Below are 24,966 nucleotides of genomic sequence, written 5' to 3' on the forward strand. Positions count from 1 at the left end.
ATGTGCACGACGCTGCCTGTCCAACCGTCCGTCCCACAGGAATCTGATCGCGGCTGAGCAAACCCGCTGGTGGCGTTAGGGTTTCACGCCACGGGACGGTGCGTGTCCACCGGCGTCCACGGCCAGGGTGGACACGCCACGCCCGGGGGTACCGTGAGTGTCAGGGGGCGCTGTGATGAGCGGACAGAGGGCGCAGGATTCTGGTTTCGCTGCGATGCTCGCCGAACTGGAGGCGTTCCACGCCGGTCCTCTGCAGGGCCAACCGTCGCACCGCGAACTGGCCAGAGTCGCAGGGGTTGCGCCGACCACGATCGGGAACTGGCTGCGCAAAAAACAGTTCCCCCAAGTTATTGATCCCCTCCTAGCTCTGGTGCGGGCAGTTCAGGCACGGGCCGACCGCGTGGGACAGGCCGGCGAGCCCGCGGCAGCATTCCTGGATCCTCAGACGTGGCGCCGTGCCTACGAGGCCGAGGCCCGCCGACGTGCAGAAGTCACAAGCACGGCGGTCCTAGCGGGGCACGGTCGGACGGCCCTGGAAGGGATACGGCCGGGACTGCCCTTGTCGGAAGTGGTTGATCCGTTCTACCTGGAGGTGCACCGCTCGATCGCCTCCCCGGTTACTGGCCTGCCGATGCTGCCGGCGTATGTGCCGCGTGAGCACGACCGTGTGCTCGCCGAGGTGGTGGCCCAGGCCGCCGGCGGGGCCAGCCAGATCGCGGTGCTGGTGGGCGGCTCCTCCACCGGGAAGACCCGCACCTGCTGGGAGGCCCTCGCCCCGTTGCGTGAGAGCAACGAGCCGTGGAGGCTGTGGCATCCCATCGCCCCTACCCGCCCCGACGCTGTCCTGGCCGACCTCGCGGACCTCGCCCCGCACACGGTCGTGTGGCTGAACGAGGCGCAGTTCTATCTGACCGCGGACCGGCTCGGGGAACAGGTTGCAGCGGAACTGCGCACCCTGCTGCGGGACCGCAGGCGGGGCCCCGTGCTGGTGCTGGCCACCCTCTGGCCCAACTACTGGGACGCTCTGACAGCCCGCGCCGGCCGGGAGTTGCACCCCCAGGCCCGGGAGTTGCTGGACGGACATCGAATCGGCGTTCCGGATGCCTTCACAGCAGCCGACCTGACCGCGCTGCACGGCACCGTCGACCGTGACCCCCGGCTCGGTGAGGCCGCCGCGCATGCCACGGACGGTCAGATCACCCAGTACCTGGCCGGAGTTCCAGTCCTCCTGAACCGCTATCAGAATGCCGCCCCACCCGCGACGAAGGCACTCATCCACGCGGCGATGGACGCCCGCCGACTTGGCGCCGGACCACGGATCCCTCTGGCCTGGCTGACTCAGGCCGCTCCCGGCTACCTCACGGAAACCGAGTGGGACCATATCGGCGAAGATTGGTTGGAACAGGCCCTTGACTACGCCACGAAGCCGTGCAATGGCGTCCCCGGCATCCTCACCCCCGTCAAAGCCGGCAGCTCCCGCAATCAGCGCACCCCCAGAGCAAACCGAACCGAGGACGCCTCTGCTGTTCAGGGACCGCTGTACCGGCTGGCTGATTACCTAGAGCAGAAAGGGCGCCGGGAACGAGCGGAGCAGATCCCACCCATCGACTTCTGGACTGCCGCCGCCGCCCACGCCCATCGCGCCGATCTGGCCGTACTCGGGGACGCCGCTCGGGCTCGCGGCCTCTACCGGGACGCTGCGCAACTCCACAAGCATGCCACCGTCCATGGCGCATCGTTTGCCCCGACGGACCTAGTCCGCAGCCTCCACGACCTACATCCCGCCGACCAGCGCCCCGCCGAATGGGCGGCTGCCCATGTCGCTGTCGACCGCCCCTATGCCACCGCTGGGGTGCTGATCATCCTGTGGAGATTCGGGGCACGGGAACTGGTTACAGACCTAGCGAAACGGGCCTCCGCCCACGCCGCCCTCGACACCCCGGGCGCCGTGGCCACGCTGTTGGAGACCCTGCGGGTGGTGGGGGCCCACGACCAGGTGGCGATGCTGCTGGCCCGCGATCCTGCGTCGCAGGTCGCTCTCGACGCCCTGGGCGACGTGTGCGAACTGTTGGACATACTGGTGAAAGTCGCTGCAAAGGAGCAGATCACGGTCCTGATCGATCGCATCGCAACGACGGCGGCCCTCAACGACCCACTAGCGCCGTTCACCATGCCCGAGGTGCTGGTGAGGCTGCAGGAACTTGAGGCAGAGGAGCAGATCAGGGTCCTGACCGATCGCATCGCGACGACGGCCGCCCTCGACGAGCCGTACACCATTGCTTGGCTGCTGGACGCGCTGCTGGATTTCGGGACGCAAGAACAGGTTGCCACCCTGTTGGCCCGCAAACCCGCCGCGCACGCCTCCCTCAACAGCCCGGGCGCCGTCGCCGTACTGATGAACAGTCTGCGCAAGGCCGGGGCGCACGAGCAGGTCGCAGACCTGGCCACATGGGCAGCCGCGCATATCACCCTCGTAGGGCCGCTCACCGTAGGTCGCCTGCTGGGAGCGCTGCAGGAGGCCGGGGCGCGCGAACAGGTTGCGACGTTGTTGGCCCGTAAACCCGCCGCGCACGTCGCCCTCGACGACCCACAATCCGTGTCCATCCTGCTGGCCGGACTGCGCTCTGCCGGGGCGCAAGAAGAAATCGCTGTATTGATGGCCCGCACCCCAGCCGCGCACGTCGCCCTCGATGACCCGGGCGCCCTAACCATCCTGCTGCACAGACTCAAAGAGATGGGGGCACAGGATCAAGCCACGCTTCTCGCCGACCGGGCCGCCACTCACGTCACCCTCGGCGACCTTCACAACGTGGCCGTACTGCTGAACTGGTTGCATGACGCCGGCGCGCACGAGCAGGTCAGAACCCTGGCTAAACGGGTCGCCGCGGACGCCGCCCTCGACAACCCGCACACCGTACGTGAGTTGCTGGAGGCACTTGGAAAGGTCAAGGCCCATGAGCAGGTCACAACCCTGGCTAAACGGGCCGCCGCGGACGCCGCCCTCGACAACCGGCACACCGTGCCTCGTCTGTTGGAGGTGGTGCTGCCCGCGCTCAAGGCGGCAAGGGCAGGAGAACACATTGCGGTTTTGACCGAGAGGCTTCCGGGCTCAGGATGCTTCGATTCGTTCATCAGGTTCGGTGACCACGGAACGCGGTTCAGGTCCGGGCGGGAACCGGATGGACGCCCAGCTGACCCCTGGTCATGGCAAGACCTTGAGTGATCTGCACTGACTGATCGTTTCAATATGAGCTGGTGGGACGCTTGGCGCCGGGATGCACCGTAGGTGAGCAGTCATGAATGGTCACCGGCCGGTGGATGACCGTCCCAGCGCGGTCTGCGCGTCGACTGCCGCGAGCACAGTGTCAGCCAGTTCCTCGGCGGACTGTCCGCCACCCGCGTCGATGCGAGCCAGGCCCAGCCTGTCGATGGCCTCGATCATCAGTGCCTGGTAGCGCTCCGTGCGGGCCAGGAACGCCGGCGACCGAACCTCTCGAGCAGCAGCCACCGGCGTTCTTGGTGACATCGGAGAGGTCGTGCGATGCGGAGGGGGGCGGCGCGGTGGTGGCCAAGGAAGGGGCGCTCAGCCGGGGCTGTCGGGCAGGGCGCACTCCTCAAGCGGTACGAGTGGATCAGCGGGTGCGGGAGGCGGCGGCCGTCGGGGCCGCGGGCACGGGCGGAGCCGGGGGTTGGGTGTCCGGGGCCGTGGCGCGGCGCAGGCCGCCCAGGACGGCGCCGGCGGGCATGACGTCCCACAGGGTGTAGCTGGCGTCGGTGTTCTTGCCGACGATGATGAACTCGCGGGTCTCGATGCTCATGCTGGGGACTTCCATCCGTTGGGTGAGGGCACGACGGACCGCACGCGCCTGGCCGGGGTGTGCGGCTTGTCAGTGCTGGACTGTGCTGGGGGCCGGTGGGGCATTCCGTGGGTTCACGCCCCACCGGCGGGCAGAAGCGGCCTATCGAGCGAGTCGGGCCGTGCGTAGGCGGTTGGCATGGCTGCCCCCGGCGCAGCTGTGCCGGGGTAGTGCGCTCAGCTGCGGGCCGGGAAGCCTGGCGTCAGACCCAGGTTCGTGAGGGGTCGCACGTGGCGTCCTGCGGCCGTTCGGCACCGCAGGAGTGGAGCCATGCGGACCGCGCAACCTCGGAGCCGTATCGGTGGCTTTCGGCGGAGACGACGCGGCCGTCAGCAGCGAGCCATTTGAAGCGGGCTGTGTCTCCTCGACCGACGAGGTAGACCCAGGCGATGGGCTGCGGGTTCTCGTGGTTCGCGAACACCGGCTTGAAGAACCGGGCTGTGGGGTCGATGGCTTGAGCAGCGGCGCGGACCGGTGCGTTGACCTCAAGGGCGTGATGCGGGGCGACGGCGGACCTGAGTGCGTAGGCTTCGTGGGCGGCGGCAGCGTAGGTGTCGGCATACCTACCGCCGTCGACCTCCCTGGCGGGGGCGCGCAAGGGCTCAAGCCTGCCCCTTTTGGTGGTGATGGCGACGGCCTGAGTTAGTGCCAGAAATCCGACCACTCCTTCCGGCTCGACCACGATCAGGTCGCCGTCGGCGATGGCGTCGTTCCACTGCACGGCGTCGTTCGCTTCACCTGTGGAGTTGAAGCGGTGCACCGTCCGGGGCGAGGCGGGAACCTTCTGCTGGGGTTCGCTGGTGACTTCGGAGTGGCGGGCCCGGCCGCCCATGCGGCGGAAGGGGTCGGCGGGGCCGGAGGCGAAAAAGTAGACCAGGTAGCCCTGCTCCGGCTTCTTGTTGTCGTACAGACGTTGCACGATGGCCTTGCGCAGTCCGGTGCTCTCGCCGTTGACGTAGTGGGGGCAGCGCACGACGGTCCCCGGCGGGAGGATGGCGTGACCGGTCGTGGCGGTGCGGTCGGACATGGGTGCTCCTCTGCTCGCGGTAGATCAGGTGACGGCAGGGGGCGGCGGATTGCCGCCCTCTGGGATGTGTCAGCTGCTCAGCGGGGAGGGGAGGGGAGGGCTAGACGGGCGCGGAACGGGTCGAGGCCACGTTCGTCAAGGATGCGGATGGTGTTGCTCTCGGTGATCTCGCAGAGGGTGCCCCAGTTCTTCAGGACGTGGCCGCTCCCGGTGTAGAACGCGAGGATCCGGGTGGTGGGCGATCCGCCGGGCAGGGTGTGGGAGGCCTTGTAGACGAAACCGTCGTGCACGATGTCGATCGCGTCGTCGGGCCACCAGTCACCCGTCTCGGCGGTGAAGCTCGATTCGCGGACGTGGACCAGGGGGTCAGCGGCCAGGTCGCAGCTGACCAGGGTGCGGCGGGATCGGTGCTCACAGCCGCAGTCCTCGGCCTCGTACGTCGACAGCAGGAAGTCGTGGGGGAAGAGTAGGAAGTCGCGGCCGTGGTAGTCGGTGAGGCTTCCGTGATAGGCCGCGCGCGTGCCGATGACGGGGAGCGCTGCGCTCTTCGGGTTGGTGACGGTCATGTGGGGCCTCCTGCTGCTCGGGTGCGGTTCGGGTGTCGTCCGGGGGGCCAACCCCTTCTGACGTAAATAATTCTACCAGGAATAGGAGAGATTTTTCGGGTGGATTACCCCCGGAAAACGGTGTAGCCCTGCACCGAGATCTCGAGCGGCACGCAGTTGTCGGGGCGCAGCAGCGCACGGTGGGCCGTGTCCAGGTCGACGCTCACCCGGACCGTGCCGTGCTCGCGGTCGATGTAGACGAAGACCAGGACCCCGGCTACCTGGAGGGCGGGCAGCGAATCCGGTTCATTGCGCTTGAGGTTCCAGAAGCGGGCCGATCGGTGGAAGCGGTGACGGAGGCGGGCGGAGACGCGCATGGCGATGCCTTCTTTCCGGGTCGGCGGAGGGGAGCGGCGGGGCGGGCCAGGCTGACCTGGCCCGCCCCCTGAGGTGTCAGTCCACGGCAGCGACGATGTCGGCGAGCTGCGTGGTGCGGTGGGCGCGGATGGACGTCAGCAGGCGGCCGGTCTTGCTCGTGTAGGGGATGTTCGTGCTGGGGTCCGTCGTAGTGAGCACGTGCACCGGACGGTGCAGGGACCGGGCCGCCTGGGCTGCTTCCAGTGGGACGGTGGCGACGTCGTCACTGGGCTCGATCAGGACGAGGGCCTGGGAAAGGGCGGCCAGGAGGCGGGCCGTGGTGGAGAGGGTGACTCGGCTGGTTGGTGTTCCCGGCCGGTAGACGCTGACTGCCAGGCCACCGTTCGTGGTGACGTGGTCCAGGAGTTCGGCCTGGTTGTAGGGGTGGCAGGTGTCCAGTCCGCACGGCAGGACGGCGAGCGTCGGGGCACCGGCGCCGTGCTGGGCGGCGGTGTCGATGCCGTACGAGAGGGCGGAAGCCACCGTGTGCCCGGCCTGGGTCAGGGCACGGGCCGCGTCCTGGGCGGCGCGGACACCGGAAGGGCTTGGCGCGCGGCGGCCGGTGACGGCGATGGCGTGGGCCGCAAGGGCGGTCAGGTCACCGCGGCCGCGGATCCACACCCCCAGCGGGCGCGCGTCTCCGAAGCCGTCCAGTGCGGTCGGCCAAGCGGGGTCACCAGGGATGACGAAGTCGGCGGCCAGTTCGGCCGTGGTGAGTTCCTTCTCCGGCGCGTAGCCGGAGAGCCGCCCGGTCGGGTCGGCGGCGGTGAGTTTCTCCCAGAGATCCACCGGGCCCAGCTGGGACAGTTCGGCGGCAACACACTCCGGCCGGCTGAAGTGGGCCAGGGCGGCGCGGGCGGCGCGCTCGCTGATACGGACAGGGGCAGTCGTCATGATTACCTCGCGGTGAGTGCTGTGGCTTGGGATCTGCGGAGCGGGGAGAAGGGGCCGACCCTCTTCCCACCCGTGTGCGTGGTTGCTGCGGGGCGCTGATCCGCCGATGTCAGTGAGCGGAGGGCAGACTCAGCGCCGCATCGAGGTACAGGCCTGGCAGAAGTCGCCTGTTCAGGCGTTCGGACTCGTGCCAGTGCCAGGCCATGGCCATCCGGCCGGCTGCTGACACGGCCGCGCGGCCGGTGTGAGGCGTCTCGCTGATCCAGCCGCGGCGTCGCAGCACCGATGCCGCGCCGGGTGGGATGCGCAGCAGGTCCGACTCGATGCTCGCGGCGCCGTCCTCGGTCCCTCGGATCCGGGCACGGCTGCCGGCGGCCTCGATCAATCGCAGGTCGTCGAACTGGCGGCTGGTCACGGTCGCCGGAACGCGGACGGGGTCCAGGACGATGCGGCGTTGCGACGACAGGGACCGGGTGATGCTCATGCTGCCCATGACGTCGATGCGCACGAGGTAGCGGCGCTTTACCGCTCGGGCGATCAGGTTGTCGGCCTCCCAGCCGGTGAGGAAGCCGGTGTCGTAGTCGTCGCCGAAGTGCGACTCCTTGAATGCCGCGTACTCGTATCCCCAGGGGCGGGGGGTCCTGACGCAGGTCTTGCCGTCCTCGCTGTATTTCGTCCTGGGGTGTGCCACTGCTGCTCCTCCTCGGGCCGCCGCGCGCGCAGCGCGGCGAAGGGTGGCCGCCGGCTGGCGGCGTGGCCGGTCGCGCCCCCGGGGGGGGCGGGGTGAAGAGCCCGCCCCCCGGGGGCGCCGGACAGCTACTCGGTGGGGAAGATCAGGGCGTAGGCGCCGTCCAGTTCCGGCAGCACAACGGGCTTCCATCCGCTGACGGTCAGGTCCTCGGCGCTCGGCCGGTAGGCGAACATGCTCGCCAGCCGGTCACGAACCTTCTGCACAAGCCGAGCGGAGGCCGGGTAGCGCCCGTCCGGCTGGGCCGTGTCGGTGAGGAACAGGAGGAACGGTTGTTCCGCGGTCGGGTCGACGATCAGACCGGTGGCGCTGGGACAGGCCGTGACCACGTCGTCGGCGAGGTAGGGCACGGTGGCCGTGAGCAGTGTGCGCCGCGCTTCGGTCGCCGTGGTGCGGGCCTCGTCCAGCGGGCCCTCGCCGACGGAGTCGAGACCGCGCGGTGCGAACACGACTCGGTGCAGATCGGGGCGTCCGATGTCCTGAGCGGGCCGCCAGCCGCTGGCTTCGAGGTCGTCCGCTGCTCGGCCGTGGTTGAGCGCGAGACGCACTACCTCGTCGGCGTCGCCGAGGGTCTCGGCGTCGAACGGCCCGTCCTGGATCTGTCCGGTGGTGACCGGCCAGTCGTCGCCGAACTCTCCGAAGACGCGGCCGATGCGGGCGATCCCGCTCAGGTCGACCAGGCAGGAGGTGGCGTCCGGAACCTGCTCCCGCAGAATCTCCCCGACGCGGTGGGCACTTCGTTTCAGGACCTGCTTCTTGGCCTCGTGAGCGGCCCGCTCGCTGTGGAACAGCGGGCCGTTTTCGACCTCGGACCAGAACCACTCCCAACCGATCCAGTACAGGCCGTTGGCGTCGGGCTTGACGACGGTGACCGACCTGGCCGGGCTGGCCTGGTCGAAGTACCCCCAGCGAATGTGCAGCACGATCGGCTGGGGCTCTCCGTCGATGACGGTGATCTGGTCCCTCTCGTGTCCGTACATCTCGATCGCTTCCTCGGTGCGCGCGGCGATCTCGCGCACCGCGTCCAGGGTGAAGCCGGGGAAGACGCAGCCGTTCCCGCGGTTCGAGGGGTTGAGCCGGGCCGGGTAGATGTGCTCGTCGTCCCAGCAGACAAAGGTGTCGATGGTGGGCACGGTGCTGCTCCTTCGGGCGGTGAGGTGAGGTCAGCTGCTCCCGGAGCGGGCGGACGCTGTGCCCGCTCCGGGTAGGCCGACTACTTGGCGCGAAAGGGGAAGTTGAGCGAGAGGTCGTCGTCGAGCGCGTACCAGCACCAGGGGAGGCCGCCGACGGCGTACAGGCCGGTCTCCCGGTGGGGTGCGAGGATCTCGGTGGCCTCTTCGGCACTCTTCTCGGGCATGTACATCCACGTGACGATGACTACGAGGGCCCGGGTCTCACCGCGTTCGTAGCCGCCGTCGATGACGTGCACGGTGTCGATCGAGCCGTAGCTGAAGTCGGCGGCGTCGTCCTGGGTGCCCTCGGCGATGCGGCGGACGGTTTCCAGGTCGAACCAGGGCAGGACGTAGCCCTCTTCGTTGACCTCGGCGGGGTCGACGTGTGCGGGGTAGCGGTCGCGATCGTTGTTGCTGACCAGTGTCTCGATCATGGGCGTCCCTTCGGCTCTGCAAGACGGTCGGTGTCGGGGATGACGGTCAGTCGAGGGGCATGCCGGCGGCCTTGGTGAGGTCGAGGCGGTAAGCCGGTCGCCCGTCGCGGTCGGGGAGCTCGGTGCACAACGGGTGCCAGACGTGGACGATGCCTGCTCCGGCGCCGTCGGCCGCGTGCTCGGCGAAGGTCCGTTCCGCTCCGTCGGCGGTCCAGTAACGGCCAGTGGCCCAGAGGTCGCCGTCATAGCCTTCGGTCAGCTCCAGGTGCGTGGCGTCGGGATCGCAGCCGGTCAGGCCGTCCCGGACGCCTGCCGCGGTGACGACGGTCATGACGCGGGCGATCCGGTCGGCTGCTTCGGAGTGCGCGGCCAGTGCCGCGTCAGCCGCTGCGGACAGCGTGCCGCTGTCGGGGTGCTGGTAGGCGCGGGTTTGGGTGGTCATGTGATGTCCTCGGAGGAGGGGGCCGGGGCGGGCGCGGGCGCGGCCGGGCGTGCCCGCCCCGGCCTGGGTGACTACGCTTTCGGGGGGAAGGTGACGGCGTACGCTTCGAGGCCCTGGTCGTTGTTCATGGCGTGCCATCCGGCCGCCTGGAGCGTCTCGGGGCTGGTGCCGTACTGGAGCGCCTGGCGCAGGGCCTCGTCGGCTCCTCCGAGGCGCTCGCAGTCGAAGACTCCTTCGTCGGCTTCGTCGGCGGTCCAGATGACCCGGCCCTTGGCCAACACGTTGATCAGGCGCGGGTGGCCGTCCTGGATGACGAACCCTGCGCCGGTGGCCTCGGGGGCGAGCTGGTGGAGCATGTGGCCGGCCTGCCGTGCGCCTTCGCGGAGGACGTCGACGCGTGCGCGGTCGGCAGCGCGGCGGGCGGCTTCCATCGGGCCGTCCTTGACCTGCGACCACGTCCACTCGTAGCCGCCGATGCCGTACAGGCCGTCCGCGTCCGGACGGACGACCGTGGTCGTGGGCTCGTTCATGTCGTCCACGTGCCTCCAGCGGACGTGGGCGACGACCGCCTGGGGGGCGCCGTCGATGTCCGTGCGGCTGTCGATGACGTGGATGGTGTCGATGCCCTCGCAGCCGGGCAGGGCGGCTTCCTGCTGGAGGTCGGCTGCCAGCTTCCGGACGGTGGCCAGGGTGAAGTACGGGTCATACCAGCCGTTGTGCCGGTTGTGGGGGTTGAGGCGGGCCGGGTAGATCTCCCCGCCGGTGCTGACGTAGGTACGGATCTTGTTGTGGTCCATCGCGTGCTCCTGCACTGTGAGGCGTGTCCGGTCGGCCCGGGGTGGGCGGGGACTCGGCCCCGCCCACCCCGGGGTCGGTCAGGTGGCGGATGTAGCGGCCAGGCGGATCAGCTCGGTCCAGCGCAGGTACCGGCCGGTCGCGGCGAGGTGCGCAAGGCTCGCGGGCCCTGCGGTGTCGTACTGGCCGGGTTCACCCAGGGCGGGGTCACAGCCGCAGTCGCACGGCTGCTCCTCGGGTCGGCTGTCGCGGGCGAGGCCGCAGTTCTTGCACTCGGCCATGTGCCAGTTGTTGTAGTTCGCGCACGGGCACCACCAGACGGAGTAGCTCCACGCCCATTCCCAGCCGCCGATGGAGTACAGCCCGTCCTTGCCGAGGGGCTCGGCGGTAGCCGCCGTGTCGCTGCCTTCGTGGATGTACATCCACCGGATGTGGAGGACGACGGCGCGCTGGGCGCCGCGACCGGTGGCCTTGCTCCGGCGGGCCCGCTTGCGGTCGGCGGGTGTCGCGACGCGGATCGAGGTGGCCTCGACCGCGCCCCGGGCCACGTTGCTCCACCGGATGCGGACGGCGACCGCCCATGGCTCGCCGCGCTCGCTGTCCGGGTTGGGGGAGCCCTCGATGATGTGGACGGTGTCCCGGCTGTCCTCGCGGCCGTCGATGACGTGGATGGTGTCGGACTGGTAGTCGTCCTCGGCGGCCCAGCGGAGCGTCTGGGCGGAGAGCTCGCGGACGGCGTCCAGGGTGAAGTGGGGGCTCAGGAAGCCGTTCCACAGGTTCCTGGGGTCGAGCTCGCAGTCGAGCGGTCCAAGGAAGTCGTCGATGCAGACACGGGTCCGGATCATGGTGTGGGTGTGGGGCATGGTGGCTCCTCGACCTGTGCGTTGTGAGGTGTGGTCGGCTGGCCCGGGCGGGGCAGGGGTCCCGGCCCGGGGGTCAGGTCAGGTAGTCGGCTGGTGCTCGGGCTGGCCGTCTCGGGTGAGGTCACAGGTGCCGCACTGGTCCTCGTGCCAGTTCCAGACCGACCCGCACGCGCACGTCCACTCGACGTACGTCCAGGGCCAGTGGCCGTCGCCGACTCCGTAGAGGCCGTCGGGGCGGGGCGGGCAGATGTCGACCGCTGAGGTGGCGTCACCGTCTCGGAACAGCCACTGCCATTCGACCTGAACGACGACCGCGCGTCGGGGGCCTCGGCCGCTGACCTTGCGCTTGCGGGCTGCCTTGATGTCCTTGGGGGTGGCGTGCGAGATGGAGACCGCGTGGACAGGGTCCTGGCCTACACCGGTCCACCGGATGCGGAGGGCGACCACCATGGGATCGTCGCTCTCGCTGTACCGGTCCGGGCCACCCTCGACGAGGTGGACGGTGTCCCCACTGTCCGCGCGTCCGTCGACGATGTGGATCGTGGTCATGCTGTCGAAGCCGTCCTCAGCGGCCATGCGCACTGTCTGGGAGGAGAGTTCGCGGGCGCCTTCGAGGTCGAAGCGGGGGCGGAGCCAGCCGTCGGTGGGGCTGATGTAGCAGTCGAACGGGCCAAGCCAGTCTTCGAGGCTGACGCGACTCCGGATGCTGGGGTGGGTCAAGGACATGTGCGGTGCTCCTCGCGCGTGAGGTGTTGGTCGGCCGGGTCCCGGCGGGCAGGGAATCCGGCCCGCTCGGCAGAGGTGAGGGTGAGCTCGGACAGAGAGATGCCGGGTCAACTGGTGCGCGGGCGCTGTCTCCTCTTCCGGGGCGCGGGAGTGGCGCCCCGGAAGAGGGAGGGGAGTCAGCTGGAGAGGGTGAGCGGGAGGCCCCGTCCGATGACCCGGGCCAGCCCTCGCTCACGGGCGGCCGCGTCCAGCGGGTCGGTGAGCGCCGGGAGCAGGGACCTCAGCTTCGTGACGCGGGAGCCGAACCCGTGGCTGAAGTGGGGGAAGCCGTTGGCGCCGAACTTGGCGTCGATGACCCAGTCCTCTTCGTCGACCAGACGGGAGAGGAAGAACGTGTCTCCGCTGTCGCGGCCGGGCTGGCACACGGTCACCTGAGCTTCCAGGCCCGTCCTGTCACCGCCGAGGAGCTCGGAGCAGGACTCGAAGCGCCGTTCGAGCTTGGTGATGATCAGGGTGTAGCGCTCGGGCTGATCGCCGAACTCGATGTCGACGGGAACGGTGACGGGGGTGGTCTCGTCGTTCACGCGGGCTCCTGACGTGGGGTGATGCGGTTTGGGCGCCGTCCGGGGGGCCAACCCCTTCCGACTTCCTGACATAGATAATTCTACCAGTGTTTAGCGAGTTTTCTTGGGTGGATTTCCCTCGCGTCCTCGGCTCCACCGCACGTCAGAACCGGTTTCCGGGCCCGATGGAGCGAGCGGGACGTCAAGGCCGTGCCGACGGGCGTGGGGGCGGGTCAGCGCAGGATGGTGTCCGCCGGCTGCGGTGCGGGGTGGCGGGCCTTCTTGCGGTTCAGCCGCTCGTCGCGGGCGCGTTGGAGCTGCCCGAAGCTGGCACGGCCTTGCAGTTTGCGCAGCCGCGGGATGTTGTTCGCGGGCATGCCGACACGTTCGGGTCCGCGGACCGCGAGCAGATCGCACTCCGACTGATCGGAGTAACCCGCAGCGGCCAGTGCCTCCTCGTCGGGGAAGACGTCGGCGTGCCGGGCGGAGAGGTCGACGGCATAGTCCTCACGGCCTCCCAGACTGGGAAGCCAAGCGAAGTTCGCCGGAGTGTTGCCGACCACCACATCCTGAAAGAGACGGACTTCCTTGGTGTAGCAGTAGAAGAACGTGTCTTCCGGAGCGTTGCGCATGATCCGCAGCCACGTTTCCAGATAGGCCAGGCTGTGGAAGTCACCTGCGTCGTGCAGCCGCACCGCGCGGTTCCGGTAGCGGCGGTGCTGCACCTCCTCGCTCATCAGCTCCTCGAACCTGGGAAGTGCGTCGTCCAGGGTGAGGAGGAGATTGCGCATGTGCGCCGCCCGCACGTTGGGATACCGGTAGCTGCCCTGACGTGCGAAGCAGAGCTGAGCACAGACACCCGCACTGGGGCACACGTTCATCGATGCGCCGGACGGGAGCGTGACCACCCATGCCGGGAGCCTCCAGGTGTAGATGCCGTGACGGCGTAGATCGCTGTTGTTCTGCTGCAAGAGCCACGTCCGGGCCATGGGGAAGTCATCCCTCCGACGGGTTCGGGTACTTGAAGAGCCGGGCTGAGCCGCCGCGTCTGCCTCGGCGGCCTGCTGGGCGCAGCACGGTCACCGGCCGGACCGGCCAGGCTCCGCCGCTGCGGGACACGAGTGGAGAGGTGGGAGGGCGGCGGCCGGCGGGCACCTGTTCCCCGCGAGTCATCACCGCCCTCCCACGGGAGGATCAGTTGCCGGGGGCTTCTCCGTGCTGCTCCTGGTCGATGAGGGCGCGCAGCACCCGTTCCGCCTGAGCGGCGGAGAGGCCGGAAAGCTCGACCTTCACGTACTCGCCGGAGCGGTCCGCATCGATCTCGACGGACGCGCGCGGCGTGGTGGTCGATCGCTGCTCAGGTCCGCGGCTCCGGTTGGCCCCGGTCCAACCCAGGTGCAGCTTTCGCTTCTCGTAACTTGCTCCGCGGGTGGCACGGGTCGGCGTGGTTGCGAGCACTTTGGCGAGACGGTGGGCGGTCGCGGTGCGCTCGGCCTCTTCCGCGCAGAGCCGTTGGACCTTGTTCTGCCACGTCGCCAGTGCGGTGGTGAGGTCGGGCAACAGGCGGCGGCTCACGTCGCCCGCCACCTGCCGTGGGGTCTTGGTCCCGGCCACCGTGATGTGACCGAAGTTGATCCGATCGGTCTCCTCGGGGAGGTTGGCCGGGGGCTTGGGCTGCTGCCCCGTCACGTGGATGCGTCCCGCTTCGCGGCCGCTGGCGTACCGGTCGACGTACAGGCGGACCTGGCGGCCGTCCTCGTGGATCACGTTGGCGCTGTAGCGGGGATGCTCGGGGTGGGGCTCGTCCTTCCATCCGTGGCCGAGATGGGTGGCGACGGCAGCGGCGAGGGTCTGCATTTCGGGCATGACGGTGCTGTCCATGGGGGGCCCTTCCGAGATGGGGGGCGGCTCGGTCTGGTTGCCCGAGCTGCGGCGCGCAGGGCGTGGAGAGGACAGGGCGGCCCGGCCTGTTGCTCATCGAGCGGGGCCGCCCTCTCCGTGCAGGGGCCTGCTATCGATCCCTTGGGGTGCTAGTCGCCAGTAGCGGCGTCGCGGCCGGCCGGGGCGTCGACCTGGGAGGCGGGGCCGCCGACGTCCAGGCCGAGCGCCTCGAAGTGCTGGCCGACGGCCTCGACCAGGTCGCCACCGTTGATGTCCCCTTCGGGGTCGTCACCGCGCAGTGCGCACCAGGTGCGGAACAGGGAGGCGAGCTCCTCGCCGCTGGTCGTGGTCGGGTCGAATCCGAGCATGCCCAAAGTGTCCTTTCCGGTTGGCGGTAGGAAGGGGCTTGCTGAATCACTCATCGGTGGTCGGGGAGTCGGCAACCTTCTGCATCTCCTGTGCGGTCCGGCGGCCGGTGACCTTGTCGTACGGAAGCCGGTCATCCCAGCTGTAGGCGCGGTTCTTGCTGGTGACGACCGGCTTGATGTCCGGGCCGCCGGGCACGGTCAGGCTCTTCGGGTTGGCCCGCAGCACCTCGTACCAACGGCTCCCGCACTGCACGAAGTCGCCCTTGGTGAAGTCGGCCTTGCCCCACACCTTGAACCCGTCGGCCTCGGCCTGCTCGACCAGAGTCCGCCAGAAGGTGAGCTCCTCCGCGATCTCCTCCTCCCTGCGGCCGAGCTCCGCCACCGTCTCGGGGGCGAGCTCGAAGGGGAAGCCGTGGGCGCCCTTGCCTGCCTGCCGCCGGTGCACCCGCCGCAGGTCGGCCTCCAGCCTCTCGATACGGCGCAGCGTGACAGCGGGGTTCCTGCGGTGGCGCTGGGTGTTCTCCGCCGCGTCGGATCGGCTGGCGAGGTAGGCGGCGCGCTCGCCTTCGGCGATCGCCTTGCCGTACATGCGGTGGGTGCGCTCCCGGTAGTTCCGGTCCCGTGCGTACGAGTGGTGGTCCGGCATCATCGGCTGCCCGAACGGGATGGCGTCCATGCGCCGCCTGGCCGTGGCTCGAAGCTGGTCGCTGCTCTCCTGCGCCCTTGCGGACCGCTCGTCGTAGCGGGCCGCGCGGTCCTCGGCGCGCTGGGTCTTCTCCGCCTCGGCTTCCGCGAAGGATCGCCGGTTGTCCTCGTCGATGTCGATGATTACGTCGAAGCCGGCGTTGCGCAGGGCCTCCGCGGCGGGATTGATTTTCCAGGTCTGGGCGGCGCGGTCGCGGGAGGAGCGGATACCGATGCGGCCGATCGACGGGAAGTAGCGGAACCCGTGCGCCTGGACGATCTCGTAGACGCCGTCGCCCTTTGTGCTGCCCTCGACGAGTGTGCCGTCTGCGCGGGTATGCCGGATGGTGATCACGAATGACCTCCGTATGTCGCAGGTGTGGTCTGGGCGCCGTCCGGGGGGCCAACCCCTTCCGACTGAAATAACCCTACCAGAATTAGGTGTTTTTGTGTGTGGGGGGGCAGGTGGGAGGTCGTTTCCGTCGTCCGATGCGGACGTGTCAGAGATCGCCGGACGTCTTGTCAGCTGGGCGAGAAACGCACAGAGTTCAGCCGCCGCACTCCCGGTCAAGCCGCTCACGGACAGCATGACCTCCTCACCGGCGGGGCCAATCTTGGCCCGGACATCGACCCGTGGGCCGAGCCGCCGAATGTGCGTCGACCGGTGAGCGTCCTGCGCCTCGGTCCAGATGCGCCCGCCCGAGATCTGGGCCAATGCGGCAGCGATGCGGACTGATGATGCACCGCGGGCGCTCCGCTCTGCCTCGGCCGCTGCAGCGCCCTGGATCCACTGGGCGGACACTTCCTCCAGCCTGGCCAGCAGACGCCGCTGGATGTGCCCACTCACATACTGCGCGCTCGTTGGCAGCCATAGTGATCTCCGGTGCGGAGGAAGGCCTGTATGGGGGCCGCGGGCCGTGGGGCCACACGCCGCGAGCGGTGATGCTGCGCCCGTTCAGGATGAGGACGGGACCTCTTCGAGTGGGACGCGATCCGGGCCAGCCGCATGGTGCACGAACTCGGCAGGCGGATACAGGCGGACCCCGGGCAAGGGTTGCCCCGGCTGGATGGCGTCGGGGTCAGGGGGCGCCTGGGGAGGAGTGGAAGGGCTGTCGGGGGAAGTGGTCACGATGGGTCCTCCGAGAGGCTGTGCTGCGCCTGGGTGTACATGACGCCGTCGCGGCAGATCAGCCGCTCTTCGGGGTCCAGGACGAAATCGGTGGTCGCGAGCGTGTGGCCGCACATGGTGCACGCGTACAGGCCGGGGCCGGCTGGAGCGTACTTCCCTTGGTCGCAGGTGCCGCAGATGATCGGGGTGAACATCGGTGGTGATCCCTTCGGTTCACGCCCGGGGGTGCCAGTGACCGGCACCCCCGGGACGGCACGGCTGTCTCAGCGCTCGGCGAGGTAAAGGCGGTGGTCCATCGACGGGGCGCAGCGCTCACACATCGGGCGGCCCTTGATCACGGTCACGGCGTTCGCCCAGCACGTGCCCCATTCGCACTCCCACTCCTCGCGCGGCATGCAGATGGCGCACCTTCCGGTGCTGATGCCGTGCAGCTCACACGGTGAGTACCGCTCCTTGGGGGGCATGGCTTCCAGCAGCACGCGGCGGCGGCTGAGCTCGGACTCCGGGACGGACGGGTACTTCTTGCCGCTGTCCTCCAGAATCCCAATGGGCAGGGCCTGGTAGCGCTGGGGGGGCAACGTAGAACGGCTTCCCCTCGGTGCTCCACACCATGGTCAGGTGACCGGCCTCGGTGAGCTCGTCGAGCTCCCAGAATCGGTGCAGCGTCCTCGCGTCGCGCTCCTCAAGTGCCCAGTTGTAGCCGTAGCGGCGCAGACTGCGCAGCACGTGCGCGGCGGGGCCGCTCTGGGTGTCGTCCAGGGCACGGACGGCGTTGATCGCTGCGAGGGGGGAGGTGTTGAACTCCTCGGCGGTCAGCCGGGCGGCGTCGGCGTCGGGGTGCTCGGTGAGGGTGTAGCCGCTGCGGGTGTCGACGATGCGGTGGCCGTGTCCCGCGAGCGGAGACGCTGTGGTGTAGCGGGGCTGGATGGTGACTTTGGGCAGGCGTGCCATGGGGTTTCCTCCGTCTGCTGGGGGTGTGTGGCGTGGGTGCCGATGGGGGGCCAACCCCGTTCCGACATAAAGAACTCTACCATAATTGCGCTCATTTGATGATGGTGCGCGAATGTTCCGCCCTTTCTTTGTGCACGGCGAAAGGCGAAGGGAGCTACAAATAGAGGGCTTGAATTTCGCTGTCCGCAGCCCTGTAATTCCCGGGCGGCGATCGCGCCGCAGTGTGTTACGTGTTCGTCGGCCGAATGATGTCCGCGTCAGCATCCGCCACCGCTAGTGGTGTTGTCAGGAACGCGGCATAAGAACGGTGACGGCGATGTTGTCGCGCGCGCCGGGCCGTGCCCGGGCGGCGGCCACCAGTGCCCGGGCGGCCCGGGAAGCGGAGTTCGTGCCCGTGAGGATCGCGGCGACGACCTCGGCCGGCAGGACCTTGGACGCCCCATCGGTGCACAGCAGTAGCCGCTCAACCGGGCCGTCGACCCGGACGGACGCGATCTCGGAGTCACGCAACACGCTGCGCGTCACCACGTGGTCGTAGCCCGGTGCGATCTCCCGCGTCCACGCGGTCTCGCTGCGCAGCATGGCGGCGCCCTGGGTGTGGTCCTCGGTCTCCTGGTGCAGCGTCCCGCCTCGCACGCTGTAGGCGCGGCAGTCGCCGACCCAGGCGATATCGAATCCGCCTCCGGCGTGGTCGGGGAACGGTACTGCGGTCACCATCACGCAGTCACCGGACTGACCGCGGGGCGCTCCCTCGTACTCGTCCTGGAGCACCCCGCGCGCGGTCGCGATGCCGCGGAACGCTCCGCCCGTGGTGGTGACCTGGGCGGCGGTGGCGGCGGCGAGCTGTGCTGCGTAGGCGGGCTCGTAGTCGTCGCCGATTCCGTCGGCAACCGCCCAAGCCCGGTGCCCGTTCCCCCGATTGCGGTACGTGGCGGCGTCGGCCATGACTCGGCGCGGGCCCTGATCGGTGGCGGTGGCGGAAATCCAGCGGATCGGCATGGCTGCTCCTGAGGACCGAGGGGTGGGCGAGAGGCGGCCGGTGCCGCGCGTCGGCGCGGCGCCGGCCGTCTGGGGCTGTCAGTCCTCGTCGGGCAGGCTGATCGTGATTACGTCCTCGCTGGCGTCGCCCCGGTGGAGGCGGCATGTGAGCTCGGTGGGCCGCGCGGTGCGGGCTCGTCCTCCCCGGGGGACCCGGTAGAGCTCCACGGGGAAGGTCGTCCGCATGTAGCGGCGGGCGGCGAATGCGGTCATGAACAGGACGTCCCAGAGTCGGCCTTCCTCGTCCTGGGGGGTCTGCCTGTTGCTGTCGGTGTCGCCCCACTCCACGCAGTCGCTCCATGCGGCGCGGGTGATCGCGACCGGCGCGCGGAGTCCCGCTTCGCGGGCGACGGGTTCGGGGACGGCGACCAGGGTTCCGTCCGCGATGGCGTCGGCGCGGGTGTAGGCGTCGATGAGCGGGCCGAACGGCTCGGGGCCTGCGGCGGTGGAGCCTGCGGGGATCGAACGCATGGCGTCATCGCTGACGGAGAGGTCGTGTTCGATGCGGGCGAGGATGTCCGGGCTTTCCACTGGTGACACTCCTTCATGTGGTGCGGTTCGGGGTGTCGGGAGGGGCCAACCTCCCGACATAAAGAATTCTAGCAGAAATGTGTGTCTTTAGTGGAAGGTGAGCGCGATTGACCTGCGATTCTTCTGCTTCTCCTGGCTCGGCTTCCCGGCGCGGATGAGCAACTGTTCGGCGCGGGCCTGCCGGTGCGCACGCCAGCACCATGCGCGCATCTGCTCGGCCAGCTCGTGCACTTCGGCCGTGCCGTAGTTCGGCCTCGTCCGCATCCGGCCCGCCAGTAGTTCGGCCTCCGCCGTGGCCTCCTGGTAGGCGTGCGCGATCACCTCGTGCGCGCCTCGACGGCGCGTGATCCGGCTCCATCCGCACCGGCCGGTCTCCTGCTCCAGCACGGACAGCGCGCAGCGTGCCCACCGTTCGCCTCCCTGGGCGGGCTCGGTGTGGACGTCCACCCAGGTGGAGACGCGCGGGTCGTGCATCGGGTCGTAGGCGTAAGGCTCCAGCGGCACGGGCACGGATCCACCGGCGCGAAGCGAGAGATGGGCGGCGAACTTCTCCAGGGTGGGCGCGCCCTGGGTTCGGTTCAGGGCGGTGAGGTAGGCGGCGACGGTCGGCAGCTGCCAGGCGGAAGCGCCGAACGGTGCGGCGGGCATGCACCAGGACCTGCGGGTGGTGGCCGTGGTGTCGGTGACGGACATGCGCAGCACGAAGAGTCGCGGCGCGCGCAGCGTGAGTGTTCCTGTGGCCATGGGGTGCCTCCGGGCGCGGTGGGCGGATCGGCCGGCGTGGGCGTGGCCGGTCCGGAAAGGGGCCTCGGGCGGGCGGGGGCGGGCGCGTGGTCCGCCCCCGCCCGGTCGGGCTAGCGGCGGCTGAGTGCCTGGGCGAGCGGGCCGAGGTCCTCGCGGCCGATCCGGGAGAGAGCTGCGAGCGTGTTCAGCTCCGCTTCGCGGGCCAGTTCCTCCCCGGCGTGCCCGGCGATCTTCGCGGCCAGGTAACCGACACAGAGCGTGCCGAACAGGTCGTAGTCCAGGGACAGGAAGAACTCTTCGACGTGTCGGCCGGTGTCCTCGGCCATCGCGCGGATCTTCGCGGCAACGGGCCCCATGGCCTCAGCCACGTCGTCCTGGGTCAGGCCGAATTTGGAGAGCGAGTCGATTTCCTCGGTGGTGATCTCGTCCGCCGGTGCGGCGTTGCGGGCCTGCTGGTCCTGAGCGTTCATGTGGGAAACTCCCTGGTGAGGTGGTCTGGGTGTCGTCCGGGGCCAACCGGTTTCGACATAATGAATTCTAGCAGTCTTAGGCGCATTCGTGGGCGAGTGACCGCAGGTGTCCGGGTCGCAATTCGCGTGCCGCTATGCTGGAAAACGCATCACGACTCTGCGCGGAATCGTCCATCGGTCGATCTCCTCTGTTGGGTTGTGGTTTGGGAAGGTCCGGCGGTTGGGCCAACCGCGCAAGCGGCCCGCTTCGGCGGACAACCGCCGGACCGCCACACACACGAAGAAAGGGGCGGGCCGGACGCGTATGCGTCCGGCCCGCCCCTTGCGTCATCCCGCTGCGAGGAAGGCGCGCCCTTCATCTTTTTGCCGGCTGGAGCGCTGAGGTTCGGTGGAGAGCGGCTGGGCGGGCTGATCCTCCGGGGCACGCTGCCGCTGCGCGGTCCCAGGGATCGGCACGGGGCCTATCAGTGGAGAGGCAGCCCGGCAGCCACGCGGACGGCCCGCGCTACCTGGTCGGCGAGCGCCTCCACGCCATCACTGGGGCACGCGTCAGGCAGATAGACCCCGCCGTCACAGATACCGATTCCGATCGGGAGCTCAGCAGGGTCCAGCTCGGGGAAGTCGTCTCCCTGGTAGCGGCAGTAACCGACGACAACGTCTTCGTCGTGGTCGACGTGCAGGCGGAACGCGCTTCGGAACGGTCCGAACAGCCCTGCCGATGCGGCGTACTCCCCCGGCTCGGCTGACCAGCCCTCGCCGAGACGCTGCGCGGCTGCGCGGGCGATGTTGGGCAGCGTGGGCTCGGTGTCCGGCTGCGGAGCAACGGTGGTCTCCATGATGTGCCTTCCGTGTGGGTGCGGTCTGGGTGCCGGGCGGGGACCAACCCGCCCGGCGAGTGATGCTGCGACCAATGGGGGCGGACCGGCGCGCGGCCGGTCCGCTCCGTGGCGGCTACTCCTGCTGTGCGCCCTCCTGCGGCGCCGTGGCGGCGTCCTCGGCCTCGGGCCCGACTTCTCCCTCCTCGGCCTCCCTGTCGGCCTCCTGGGCGCCCTCCGGGGCCTCCGGCGCGGTCGCGGCCTCGGGCTCCTCCTCCGGGGCGTCCGGCGCGGTCGCGGCCTCGGGCTCCTCCTCCGGGGCGTCCGGCGCGGTCGCGGCCTCGGGCTCCTCCTCCGGGGCGTCCGGCGCGGCCTCCTGCTCCTGGGTGTCGGCCTCGTCGGCCTGCTGCGCCTCGGTCGACTGCTCCTCGGCGTCCTCCTGCGGCTCCTGCTCGTCCGTCAGGCTGTCAGGCTCGGTGGCGGCGCGCTCGGGGGTGGTGGCACGGTCGAGAATGGCGGCCTCGTGGGCACTGAGGGTGTAGCCCTCGGCCTCCAGGAACGTCAGCCACATGACCTGAGTGGCGGTCTTCGTGGACCATGCCTTGTCGTGCATCTCGTCCTCGAATGCTGCGGCCACCTGAGCCATGAGCAACTGCGGACGGCGCGCCTTCCCGGTCCGCTGGATGAGCGGCGTGAACGGGTCGTCTGCGTTCTCCTCCGGCGCGGGTCCGCCGGTGAACTGGGCGACTGCCGCCGTCGCCTTCGCCTGGGTCCGGTTGATGAACTTGCGGTAGGTGTCCGACCCGTTCATCACGGTGGTGAGGACGAGCGTCCATGCCGCGTCGGACAGCGTCTTGCCCTTGCACAGCTGGGCAATGAACTCGTGGCGCACCTCGCGTGCGGCGCGGGCGGCCTTGTTCTGCTCGATGACCTTCTTCCGCTCGGCGCGCGCCGCTGCCTTCGCTTCGGCCTCCTCGGCCGCGTCCGGGGCGTCCTTAATCGCGTGGCCGTTCTTCTCCGGGTCGGTGCAGAAGTAGACCGGCTGGGCGTCCTCGTCCAGCCGCGCCGCGTGTCCGGCGCACGCGGCGTGCGTCGTCGCGGTGAACTCCTTGCCGAGCTTCGTGGTGATCTGGTCCAGCGGCCGCGCGGTGTCATCGCTCCGGCTGTAGCGGGGCAGGACCGTGACCCCCGCGTCCGTGAGGGTCTTCGCGGCGGCATCCCGCTTCCGCCGCTCGTCGCGCTCCTGCCGGAGTGACGCCATGGCGTGCTGCCAGTTCCCCCTGGTGTTGCCCTTCGCCTCGGCGTCCCGCCGACGGGCGGCCGCGAGCTTGTTGGCCGCTCCGGACACCTCTTCGACGTCCTGCAAGTCGGCCATCTCGGTCAGGTCGAACCCGTAACGGGCGCCTGCCTGGAGTCCCTCGGTGGTCAGAGCGGAAGCCTGCTTCGCAGCACGCAGAGACTCGCGCTTCATGCCCAGGATTCCGGCCGCGCGGCGGCGGTCGGTCTCGTTCATGCTAATGAGCTCCAGCTGCGCGGCGCCGTTCAGCTGGTCGCGCTGCGTCATGGGGGCGCGCTGGGTGTTCTCCACCATCGACAGGAGCAGCGCTTCGGTGTCGCTGTCGGTCAGGTCCTCACGCACGAATGCGGGGATCGGCCGGACGGGGGCGCCCTTCGCCTCGGCCTTCTTCGCCGCTGCGGTGGCGGCCAGCCAACGGCGCTGACCCTTGAACACACCGAACGTCCCGTCCTCCAGCGGCCGGACACTGATCGGCTCCTGTACGCCGATGCGCTCGACCGACGCGAGCAAGGCGTGATCCGGCTTCACGTTCTCGGTGCGGGCGTTATGAGGGTCCAGCACCAACGTGCGGGGGTCGAACTCGGTCAGGCGTCCGAGTGCCTTCAGGCCGGCCGGAATCTGGGTCGTGGCGGCGGTGGTCTTCTCGCTCATGGGGTTACTCCCTCTGCTGGGGTGGTTCGGGATGGAGCCGGGACGGCGGGGCCAACCGCCGTCCCGGCGGGGTGAAGCTGGTTCAGCTCTTGCACAGACACTTTTCGGGCGGGACTTCGCCGCAACGGTCGTCGGCGCACATTCCCACCTGGCAGAGGAACGGCGTCTTCTCGTGCGTGCGGGGGTGATGCGTCACGTACGCGAAACTCGTTCCGTCCAACATCACCTCGACGTACGCGGAACGGTGGTGCCGGAGATAGGCGGCAATGGCGGCCTTTCCGGCGGTGCGCGGATCGCCGACCCATTCGCCGACCTCGTAGCCCTCGTCGTTCGAGAAAGTCACCACCACGCCGTAAATGGTGCGCCCGCCCTTGGGCTCGATGGTGGGGAAGTGCGGATAGATGGGAATGTGCACGGGTTCTCCAAGGATTGCGGTTCGGGAAGTGCCGGGCGGCGGGGCCAACCGCCGCCCGGCAGTGAGCGTTAGGCGACCACGATGCCGCTGTGGCGGTCGAGGGCGAACGCGTCGCCGTAGCTGCTGTCGCGGCGCCCTTCGGACGCGCGGCGGGCCTGCGCCTCGCCTGCGGTGAGGGCCGTGAGCCCGGTTCCCATGTCCTTCTCCCAAACCCGCTCGGTCGGGAAGCCGTACAGGTTCGAGGACCGGGCGGTCACCTGGCAGACCTCAACGGCCGTGTTCATGAGACCTGCGCCGAGGACAGTGGCGAACGCGGTGACCTGCGTGGGCTCCAAGTTGCCCACGAGGCCGTCCTCCCCGATCTCGAACAGCGCGCGCGCGGGGACCTGGACACCAGGCGCCATCTCCATTACGCAGCTGAGAAGGTGCTGACCGGGCTCCAGCTCCAGCGCAATGCGGAAGAACATTTCCTGGCCGTGGACGAGTGCGACGTCACGGTGGGACTTGATGGTGGTGGTTGCCATGGTGAGTGCTCCCTGTGAGCTGTGGTTTGGGCGCCGTCCGGGGGGCCAACCCCTCGCGACTTCCTGACAAATAAAACTCTACCAGAAACCGGCATACGGGAGGGTGGATTGGTGCGCGCCTTCTGATTTTTTTCCGGAAGACAACAGCTGTCACGCGATGTGTGAAAACAGGTGCGCCCCTATGTGCGACAAGATGTGTGACGGTATGTGTGACACCGAAAACAGTGACCTTCGGGGATAACCCCAGGCGGCATGCCCTCTTTTCGATGGTGAGTACTCAGACTTCCCCTCGTCTTCCTGGCCTTCCCTGTGAGTTGTGATGGTGGGTGGGGTGGTCTGGATTGGTGTGGCTCGGCGAACGGGACCGGTCGCTGCGCTGGCTGTGGGTGCCGTCGGCTGGGTGCCGACGGGTTGGGGTGGCCCGTGGTGGGTGGTGTGTGTCTGTCAGGGGGTGTGGTGGGCAGGGCGGGTGTCGTCCTGTCAGTGGCTCCTGTGGGTCGGCTTTCTCTCGGGGATGGGTGGGGCTTTTCTTCTCGGGGTGGCCGGTGGCTTTTCTGTCCGGGGTTTTTCCGGGGGTCCAGTGGGGTGCAGGGGTGGGGGGTGCTGAGTCATGTTCTTATCTAACTCTCAGTTTGAGTCACCCACTGGGGAAACTGTCCGGCATGTTGATGCTGTCCGGTCCTCGACTATTGCCGGTGTGTTCGGTTGACATGGGTGCGGGTGTCCGGGCCCAGAGGGTCGGGCGCCACGGTCCTCAACGCTCCGTCAGGTGAGGCTGTGTCGCCCGGTGGCCGGTCAGGACTCTTGTCTTGCCTGGCTTGTGATGGCCCGTAGGGCCATGCACCACCACCTCACCCGCACTCGCCGAACCCACCCTCACATCCCACTCTGTTCATGCGGGAATTCCGGAGGAATGGTTTGGGAAACCCGTAGGGTTTCGTCGTCTTTACGACCCGTAGGGTCGTGCGTCGTTCCTCCGGAGGAG

The 24,966-nt window shown here is 69.1% G+C and carries 30 protein-coding genes; 1 reads left to right on the forward strand and 29 read right to left on the reverse strand.

The window, feature by feature from the left end; translation table 11 throughout:
* The first annotated feature begins 214 nt into the window (after positions 1 to 214).
* A complete protein-coding gene (locus ACFYY2_RS31460; protein WP_388749316.1) occupies positions 215 to 3,223 on the forward strand; it encodes a hypothetical protein in 3,009 nt (1,002 codons plus the stop codon).
* An 81-nt stretch (positions 3,224 to 3,304) separates the two neighbouring features.
* Here the strand turns inward: ACFYY2_RS31460 and ACFYY2_RS31465 are convergent, their stop codons facing one another.
* The 29 genes from ACFYY2_RS31465 to ACFYY2_RS31605 all read right to left on the reverse strand — a co-directional run bounded on the left by ACFYY2_RS31465 (position 3,305) and on the right by ACFYY2_RS31605 (position 23,981).
* Positions 3,305 to 3,508, reverse strand: a complete 204-nt coding sequence (locus tag ACFYY2_RS31465) for a hypothetical protein (protein WP_388749318.1) — start codon at positions 3,506 to 3,508, stop codon at positions 3,305 to 3,307.
* 124 nt (positions 3,509 to 3,632) lie between these two features.
* A complete protein-coding gene (locus ACFYY2_RS31470) occupies positions 3,633 to 3,818 on the reverse strand; it encodes a hypothetical protein (protein WP_388749320.1) in 186 nt (61 codons plus the stop codon).
* 241 nt (positions 3,819 to 4,059) lie between these two features.
* Entirely contained in the window at positions 4,060 to 4,884 is an 825-nt protein-coding gene (locus ACFYY2_RS31475) for a hypothetical protein (RefSeq protein ID WP_388749321.1), read from the reverse strand.
* Positions 4,885 to 4,961: 77 nt separating this feature from the next.
* The gene (locus ACFYY2_RS31480; RefSeq protein WP_388749323.1) at positions 4,962 to 5,450 is read right to left on the reverse strand and encodes a hypothetical protein; all 489 of its coding nucleotides are present in this window, start codon (positions 5,448 to 5,450) and stop codon (positions 4,962 to 4,964) included.
* A 104-nt stretch (positions 5,451 to 5,554) separates the two neighbouring features.
* Positions 5,555 to 5,806 (reverse strand): hypothetical protein, encoded by a 252-nt coding sequence (locus tag ACFYY2_RS31485; protein WP_388749325.1) that lies wholly within the window; start codon positions 5,804 to 5,806, stop codon positions 5,555 to 5,557.
* 76 nt (positions 5,807 to 5,882) lie between these two features.
* Positions 5,883 to 6,740 carry a DNA-processing protein DprA gene (locus ACFYY2_RS31490; protein ID WP_388749326.1) on the reverse strand — a complete coding sequence of 286 codons (858 nt, stop codon included), beginning with the start codon at positions 6,738 to 6,740 and terminating at the stop codon, positions 5,883 to 5,885.
* Positions 6,741 to 6,849: 109 nt separating this feature from the next.
* Positions 6,850 to 7,431 carry a hypothetical protein gene (locus ACFYY2_RS31495; protein WP_388749328.1) on the reverse strand — a complete coding sequence of 194 codons (582 nt, stop codon included), beginning with the start codon at positions 7,429 to 7,431 and terminating at the stop codon, positions 6,850 to 6,852.
* 125 nt (positions 7,432 to 7,556) lie between these two features.
* Positions 7,557 to 8,621 carry a hypothetical protein gene (locus ACFYY2_RS31500; RefSeq protein ID WP_388749330.1) on the reverse strand — a complete coding sequence of 355 codons (1,065 nt, stop codon included), beginning with the start codon at positions 8,619 to 8,621 and terminating at the stop codon, positions 7,557 to 7,559.
* 80 nt (positions 8,622 to 8,701) lie between these two features.
* Positions 8,702 to 9,094, reverse strand: coding sequence for a hypothetical protein (locus ACFYY2_RS31505; RefSeq protein ID WP_388749332.1), 393 nt, complete (start codon positions 9,092 to 9,094; stop codon positions 8,702 to 8,704).
* Between the two features lie 46 nt (positions 9,095 to 9,140).
* Complete coding sequence (locus ACFYY2_RS31510; RefSeq protein ID WP_388749334.1) at positions 9,141 to 9,536, reverse strand: hypothetical protein; 396 nt, start codon at positions 9,534 to 9,536, stop codon at positions 9,141 to 9,143.
* A gap of 71 nt (positions 9,537 to 9,607) precedes the next feature.
* On the reverse strand, positions 9,608 to 10,333 hold the full coding sequence (locus ACFYY2_RS31515; protein ID WP_388749336.1) for a hypothetical protein: 726 nt from the start codon (positions 10,331 to 10,333) through the stop codon (positions 9,608 to 9,610).
* Between the two features lie 78 nt (positions 10,334 to 10,411).
* Positions 10,412 to 11,194 carry a hypothetical protein gene (locus tag ACFYY2_RS31520; protein ID WP_388749338.1) on the reverse strand — a complete coding sequence of 261 codons (783 nt, stop codon included), beginning with the start codon at positions 11,192 to 11,194 and terminating at the stop codon, positions 10,412 to 10,414.
* 78 nt (positions 11,195 to 11,272) lie between these two features.
* Entirely contained in the window at positions 11,273 to 11,920 is a 648-nt protein-coding gene (locus tag ACFYY2_RS31525; RefSeq protein WP_388749340.1) for a hypothetical protein, read from the reverse strand.
* 176 nt (positions 11,921 to 12,096) lie between these two features.
* Entirely contained in the window at positions 12,097 to 12,504 is a 408-nt protein-coding gene (locus ACFYY2_RS31530) for a hypothetical protein (RefSeq protein ID WP_388749342.1), read from the reverse strand.
* Positions 12,505 to 12,716: 212 nt separating this feature from the next.
* Positions 12,717 to 13,472, reverse strand: coding sequence for a hypothetical protein (locus ACFYY2_RS31535; RefSeq protein ID WP_388749344.1), 756 nt, complete (start codon positions 13,470 to 13,472; stop codon positions 12,717 to 12,719).
* 205 nt (positions 13,473 to 13,677) lie between these two features.
* Complete coding sequence (locus ACFYY2_RS31540; protein WP_388749346.1) at positions 13,678 to 14,364, reverse strand: hypothetical protein; 687 nt, start codon at positions 14,362 to 14,364, stop codon at positions 13,678 to 13,680.
* Between the two features lie 149 nt (positions 14,365 to 14,513).
* The gene (locus tag ACFYY2_RS31545; RefSeq protein WP_388749348.1) at positions 14,514 to 14,732 is read right to left on the reverse strand and encodes a hypothetical protein; all 219 of its coding nucleotides are present in this window, start codon (positions 14,730 to 14,732) and stop codon (positions 14,514 to 14,516) included.
* Positions 14,733 to 14,778: 46 nt separating this feature from the next.
* On the reverse strand, positions 14,779 to 15,771 hold the full coding sequence (locus tag ACFYY2_RS31550; protein ID WP_388749350.1) for a DUF3560 domain-containing protein: 993 nt from the start codon (positions 15,769 to 15,771) through the stop codon (positions 14,779 to 14,781).
* Between the two features lie 770 nt (positions 15,772 to 16,541).
* On the reverse strand, positions 16,542 to 16,739 hold the full coding sequence (locus tag ACFYY2_RS31555; protein WP_388749352.1) for a hypothetical protein: 198 nt from the start codon (positions 16,737 to 16,739) through the stop codon (positions 16,542 to 16,544).
* A 69-nt stretch (positions 16,740 to 16,808) separates the two neighbouring features.
* Complete coding sequence (locus tag ACFYY2_RS31560; protein WP_388749354.1) at positions 16,809 to 16,940, reverse strand: hypothetical protein; 132 nt, start codon at positions 16,938 to 16,940, stop codon at positions 16,809 to 16,811.
* A 37-nt stretch (positions 16,941 to 16,977) separates the two neighbouring features.
* Positions 16,978 to 17,496, reverse strand: coding sequence for a hypothetical protein (locus tag ACFYY2_RS31565; protein ID WP_388749356.1), 519 nt, complete (start codon positions 17,494 to 17,496; stop codon positions 16,978 to 16,980).
* Between the two features lie 285 nt (positions 17,497 to 17,781).
* Positions 17,782 to 18,495: a PP2C family protein-serine/threonine phosphatase gene (locus tag ACFYY2_RS31570; protein ID WP_388749358.1), complete on the reverse strand. Its 714-nt coding sequence runs from the start codon at positions 18,493 to 18,495 to the stop codon at positions 17,782 to 17,784.
* 78 nt (positions 18,496 to 18,573) lie between these two features.
* Complete coding sequence (locus ACFYY2_RS31575) at positions 18,574 to 19,065, reverse strand: DUF6573 family protein (protein ID WP_388749360.1); 492 nt, start codon at positions 19,063 to 19,065, stop codon at positions 18,574 to 18,576.
* Positions 19,066 to 19,152: 87 nt separating this feature from the next.
* Entirely contained in the window at positions 19,153 to 19,809 is a 657-nt protein-coding gene (locus ACFYY2_RS31580; RefSeq protein ID WP_388749362.1) for a hypothetical protein, read from the reverse strand.
* Positions 19,810 to 19,919: 110 nt separating this feature from the next.
* Entirely contained in the window at positions 19,920 to 20,279 is a 360-nt protein-coding gene (locus ACFYY2_RS31585) for a hypothetical protein (protein WP_388749364.1), read from the reverse strand.
* A 464-nt stretch (positions 20,280 to 20,743) separates the two neighbouring features.
* Positions 20,744 to 21,115 carry a hypothetical protein gene (locus ACFYY2_RS31590; RefSeq protein WP_388749366.1) on the reverse strand — a complete coding sequence of 124 codons (372 nt, stop codon included), beginning with the start codon at positions 21,113 to 21,115 and terminating at the stop codon, positions 20,744 to 20,746.
* A 115-nt stretch (positions 21,116 to 21,230) separates the two neighbouring features.
* On the reverse strand, positions 21,231 to 23,042 hold the full coding sequence (locus tag ACFYY2_RS31595) for a ParB N-terminal domain-containing protein (protein WP_388749368.1): 1,812 nt from the start codon (positions 23,040 to 23,042) through the stop codon (positions 21,231 to 21,233).
* Positions 23,043 to 23,124: 82 nt separating this feature from the next.
* The gene (locus ACFYY2_RS31600) at positions 23,125 to 23,457 is read right to left on the reverse strand and encodes a hypothetical protein (RefSeq protein WP_388749370.1); all 333 of its coding nucleotides are present in this window, start codon (positions 23,455 to 23,457) and stop codon (positions 23,125 to 23,127) included.
* A 68-nt stretch (positions 23,458 to 23,525) separates the two neighbouring features.
* The gene (locus tag ACFYY2_RS31605; protein ID WP_388749372.1) at positions 23,526 to 23,981 is read right to left on the reverse strand and encodes a hypothetical protein; all 456 of its coding nucleotides are present in this window, start codon (positions 23,979 to 23,981) and stop codon (positions 23,526 to 23,528) included.
* Positions 23,982 to 24,966 lie beyond the last annotated feature (985 nt).

It is taken from the genome of Streptomyces sp. NPDC001822 (assembly GCF_042892135.1).
GTDB lineage: Bacteria > Actinomycetota > Actinomycetes > Streptomycetales > Streptomycetaceae > Streptomyces.

Coding starts and splice junctions, on each gene's coding strand:
- ACFYY2_RS31460 (WP_388749316.1), top strand. CDS start 215: ATGCTCGCCGAACTGGAGGCGTTCCACGCCGGTCCTCTGCAGGGCCAA.
- ACFYY2_RS31470 (WP_388749320.1), bottom strand. CDS start 3,818: ATGAGCATCGAGACCCGCGAGTTCATCATCGTCGGCAAGAACACCGAC.
- ACFYY2_RS31475 (WP_388749321.1), bottom strand. CDS start 4,884: ATGTCCGACCGCACCGCCACGACCGGTCACGCCATCCTCCCGCCGGGG.
- ACFYY2_RS31480 (WP_388749323.1), bottom strand. CDS start 5,450: ATGACCGTCACCAACCCGAAGAGCGCAGCGCTCCCCGTCATCGGCACG.
- ACFYY2_RS31485 (WP_388749325.1), bottom strand. CDS start 5,806: ATGCGCGTCTCCGCCCGCCTCCGTCACCGCTTCCACCGATCGGCCCGC.
- ACFYY2_RS31490 (WP_388749326.1), bottom strand. CDS start 6,740: ATGACGACTGCCCCTGTCCGTATCAGCGAGCGCGCCGCCCGCGCCGCC.
- ACFYY2_RS31505 (WP_388749332.1), bottom strand. CDS start 9,094: ATGATCGAGACACTGGTCAGCAACAACGATCGCGACCGCTACCCCGCA.
- ACFYY2_RS31510 (WP_388749334.1), bottom strand. CDS start 9,536: ATGACCACCCAAACCCGCGCCTACCAGCACCCCGACAGCGGCACGCTG.
- ACFYY2_RS31515 (WP_388749336.1), bottom strand. CDS start 10,333: ATGGACCACAACAAGATCCGTACCTACGTCAGCACCGGCGGGGAGATC.
- ACFYY2_RS31520 (WP_388749338.1), bottom strand. CDS start 11,194: ATGCCCCACACCCACACCATGATCCGGACCCGTGTCTGCATCGACGAC.
- ACFYY2_RS31525 (WP_388749340.1), bottom strand. CDS start 11,920: ATGTCCTTGACCCACCCCAGCATCCGGAGTCGCGTCAGCCTCGAAGAC.
- ACFYY2_RS31535 (WP_388749344.1), bottom strand. CDS start 13,472: ATGGCCCGGACGTGGCTCTTGCAGCAGAACAACAGCGATCTACGCCGT.
- ACFYY2_RS31540 (WP_388749346.1), bottom strand. CDS start 14,364: ATGGACAGCACCGTCATGCCCGAAATGCAGACCCTCGCCGCTGCCGTC.
- ACFYY2_RS31545 (WP_388749348.1), bottom strand. CDS start 14,732: ATGCTCGGATTCGACCCGACCACGACCAGCGGCGAGGAGCTCGCCTCC.
- ACFYY2_RS31555 (WP_388749352.1), bottom strand. CDS start 16,739: ATGTTCACCCCGATCATCTGCGGCACCTGCGACCAAGGGAAGTACGCT.
- ACFYY2_RS31560 (WP_388749354.1), bottom strand. CDS start 16,940: ATGCCGCGCGAGGAGTGGGAGTGCGAATGGGGCACGTGCTGGGCGAAC.
- ACFYY2_RS31565 (WP_388749356.1), bottom strand. CDS start 17,496: ATGGCACGCCTGCCCAAAGTCACCATCCAGCCCCGCTACACCACAGCG.
- ACFYY2_RS31570 (WP_388749358.1), bottom strand. CDS start 18,495: ATGCCGATCCGCTGGATTTCCGCCACCGCCACCGATCAGGGCCCGCGC.
- ACFYY2_RS31580 (WP_388749362.1), bottom strand. CDS start 19,809: ATGGCCACAGGAACACTCACGCTGCGCGCGCCGCGACTCTTCGTGCTG.
- ACFYY2_RS31585 (WP_388749364.1), bottom strand. CDS start 20,279: ATGAACGCTCAGGACCAGCAGGCCCGCAACGCCGCACCGGCGGACGAG.
- ACFYY2_RS31590 (WP_388749366.1), bottom strand. CDS start 21,115: ATGGAGACCACCGTTGCTCCGCAGCCGGACACCGAGCCCACGCTGCCC.
- ACFYY2_RS31595 (WP_388749368.1), bottom strand. CDS start 23,042: ATGAGCGAGAAGACCACCGCCGCCACGACCCAGATTCCGGCCGGCCTG.
- ACFYY2_RS31605 (WP_388749372.1), bottom strand. CDS start 23,981: ATGGCAACCACCACCATCAAGTCCCACCGTGACGTCGCACTCGTCCAC.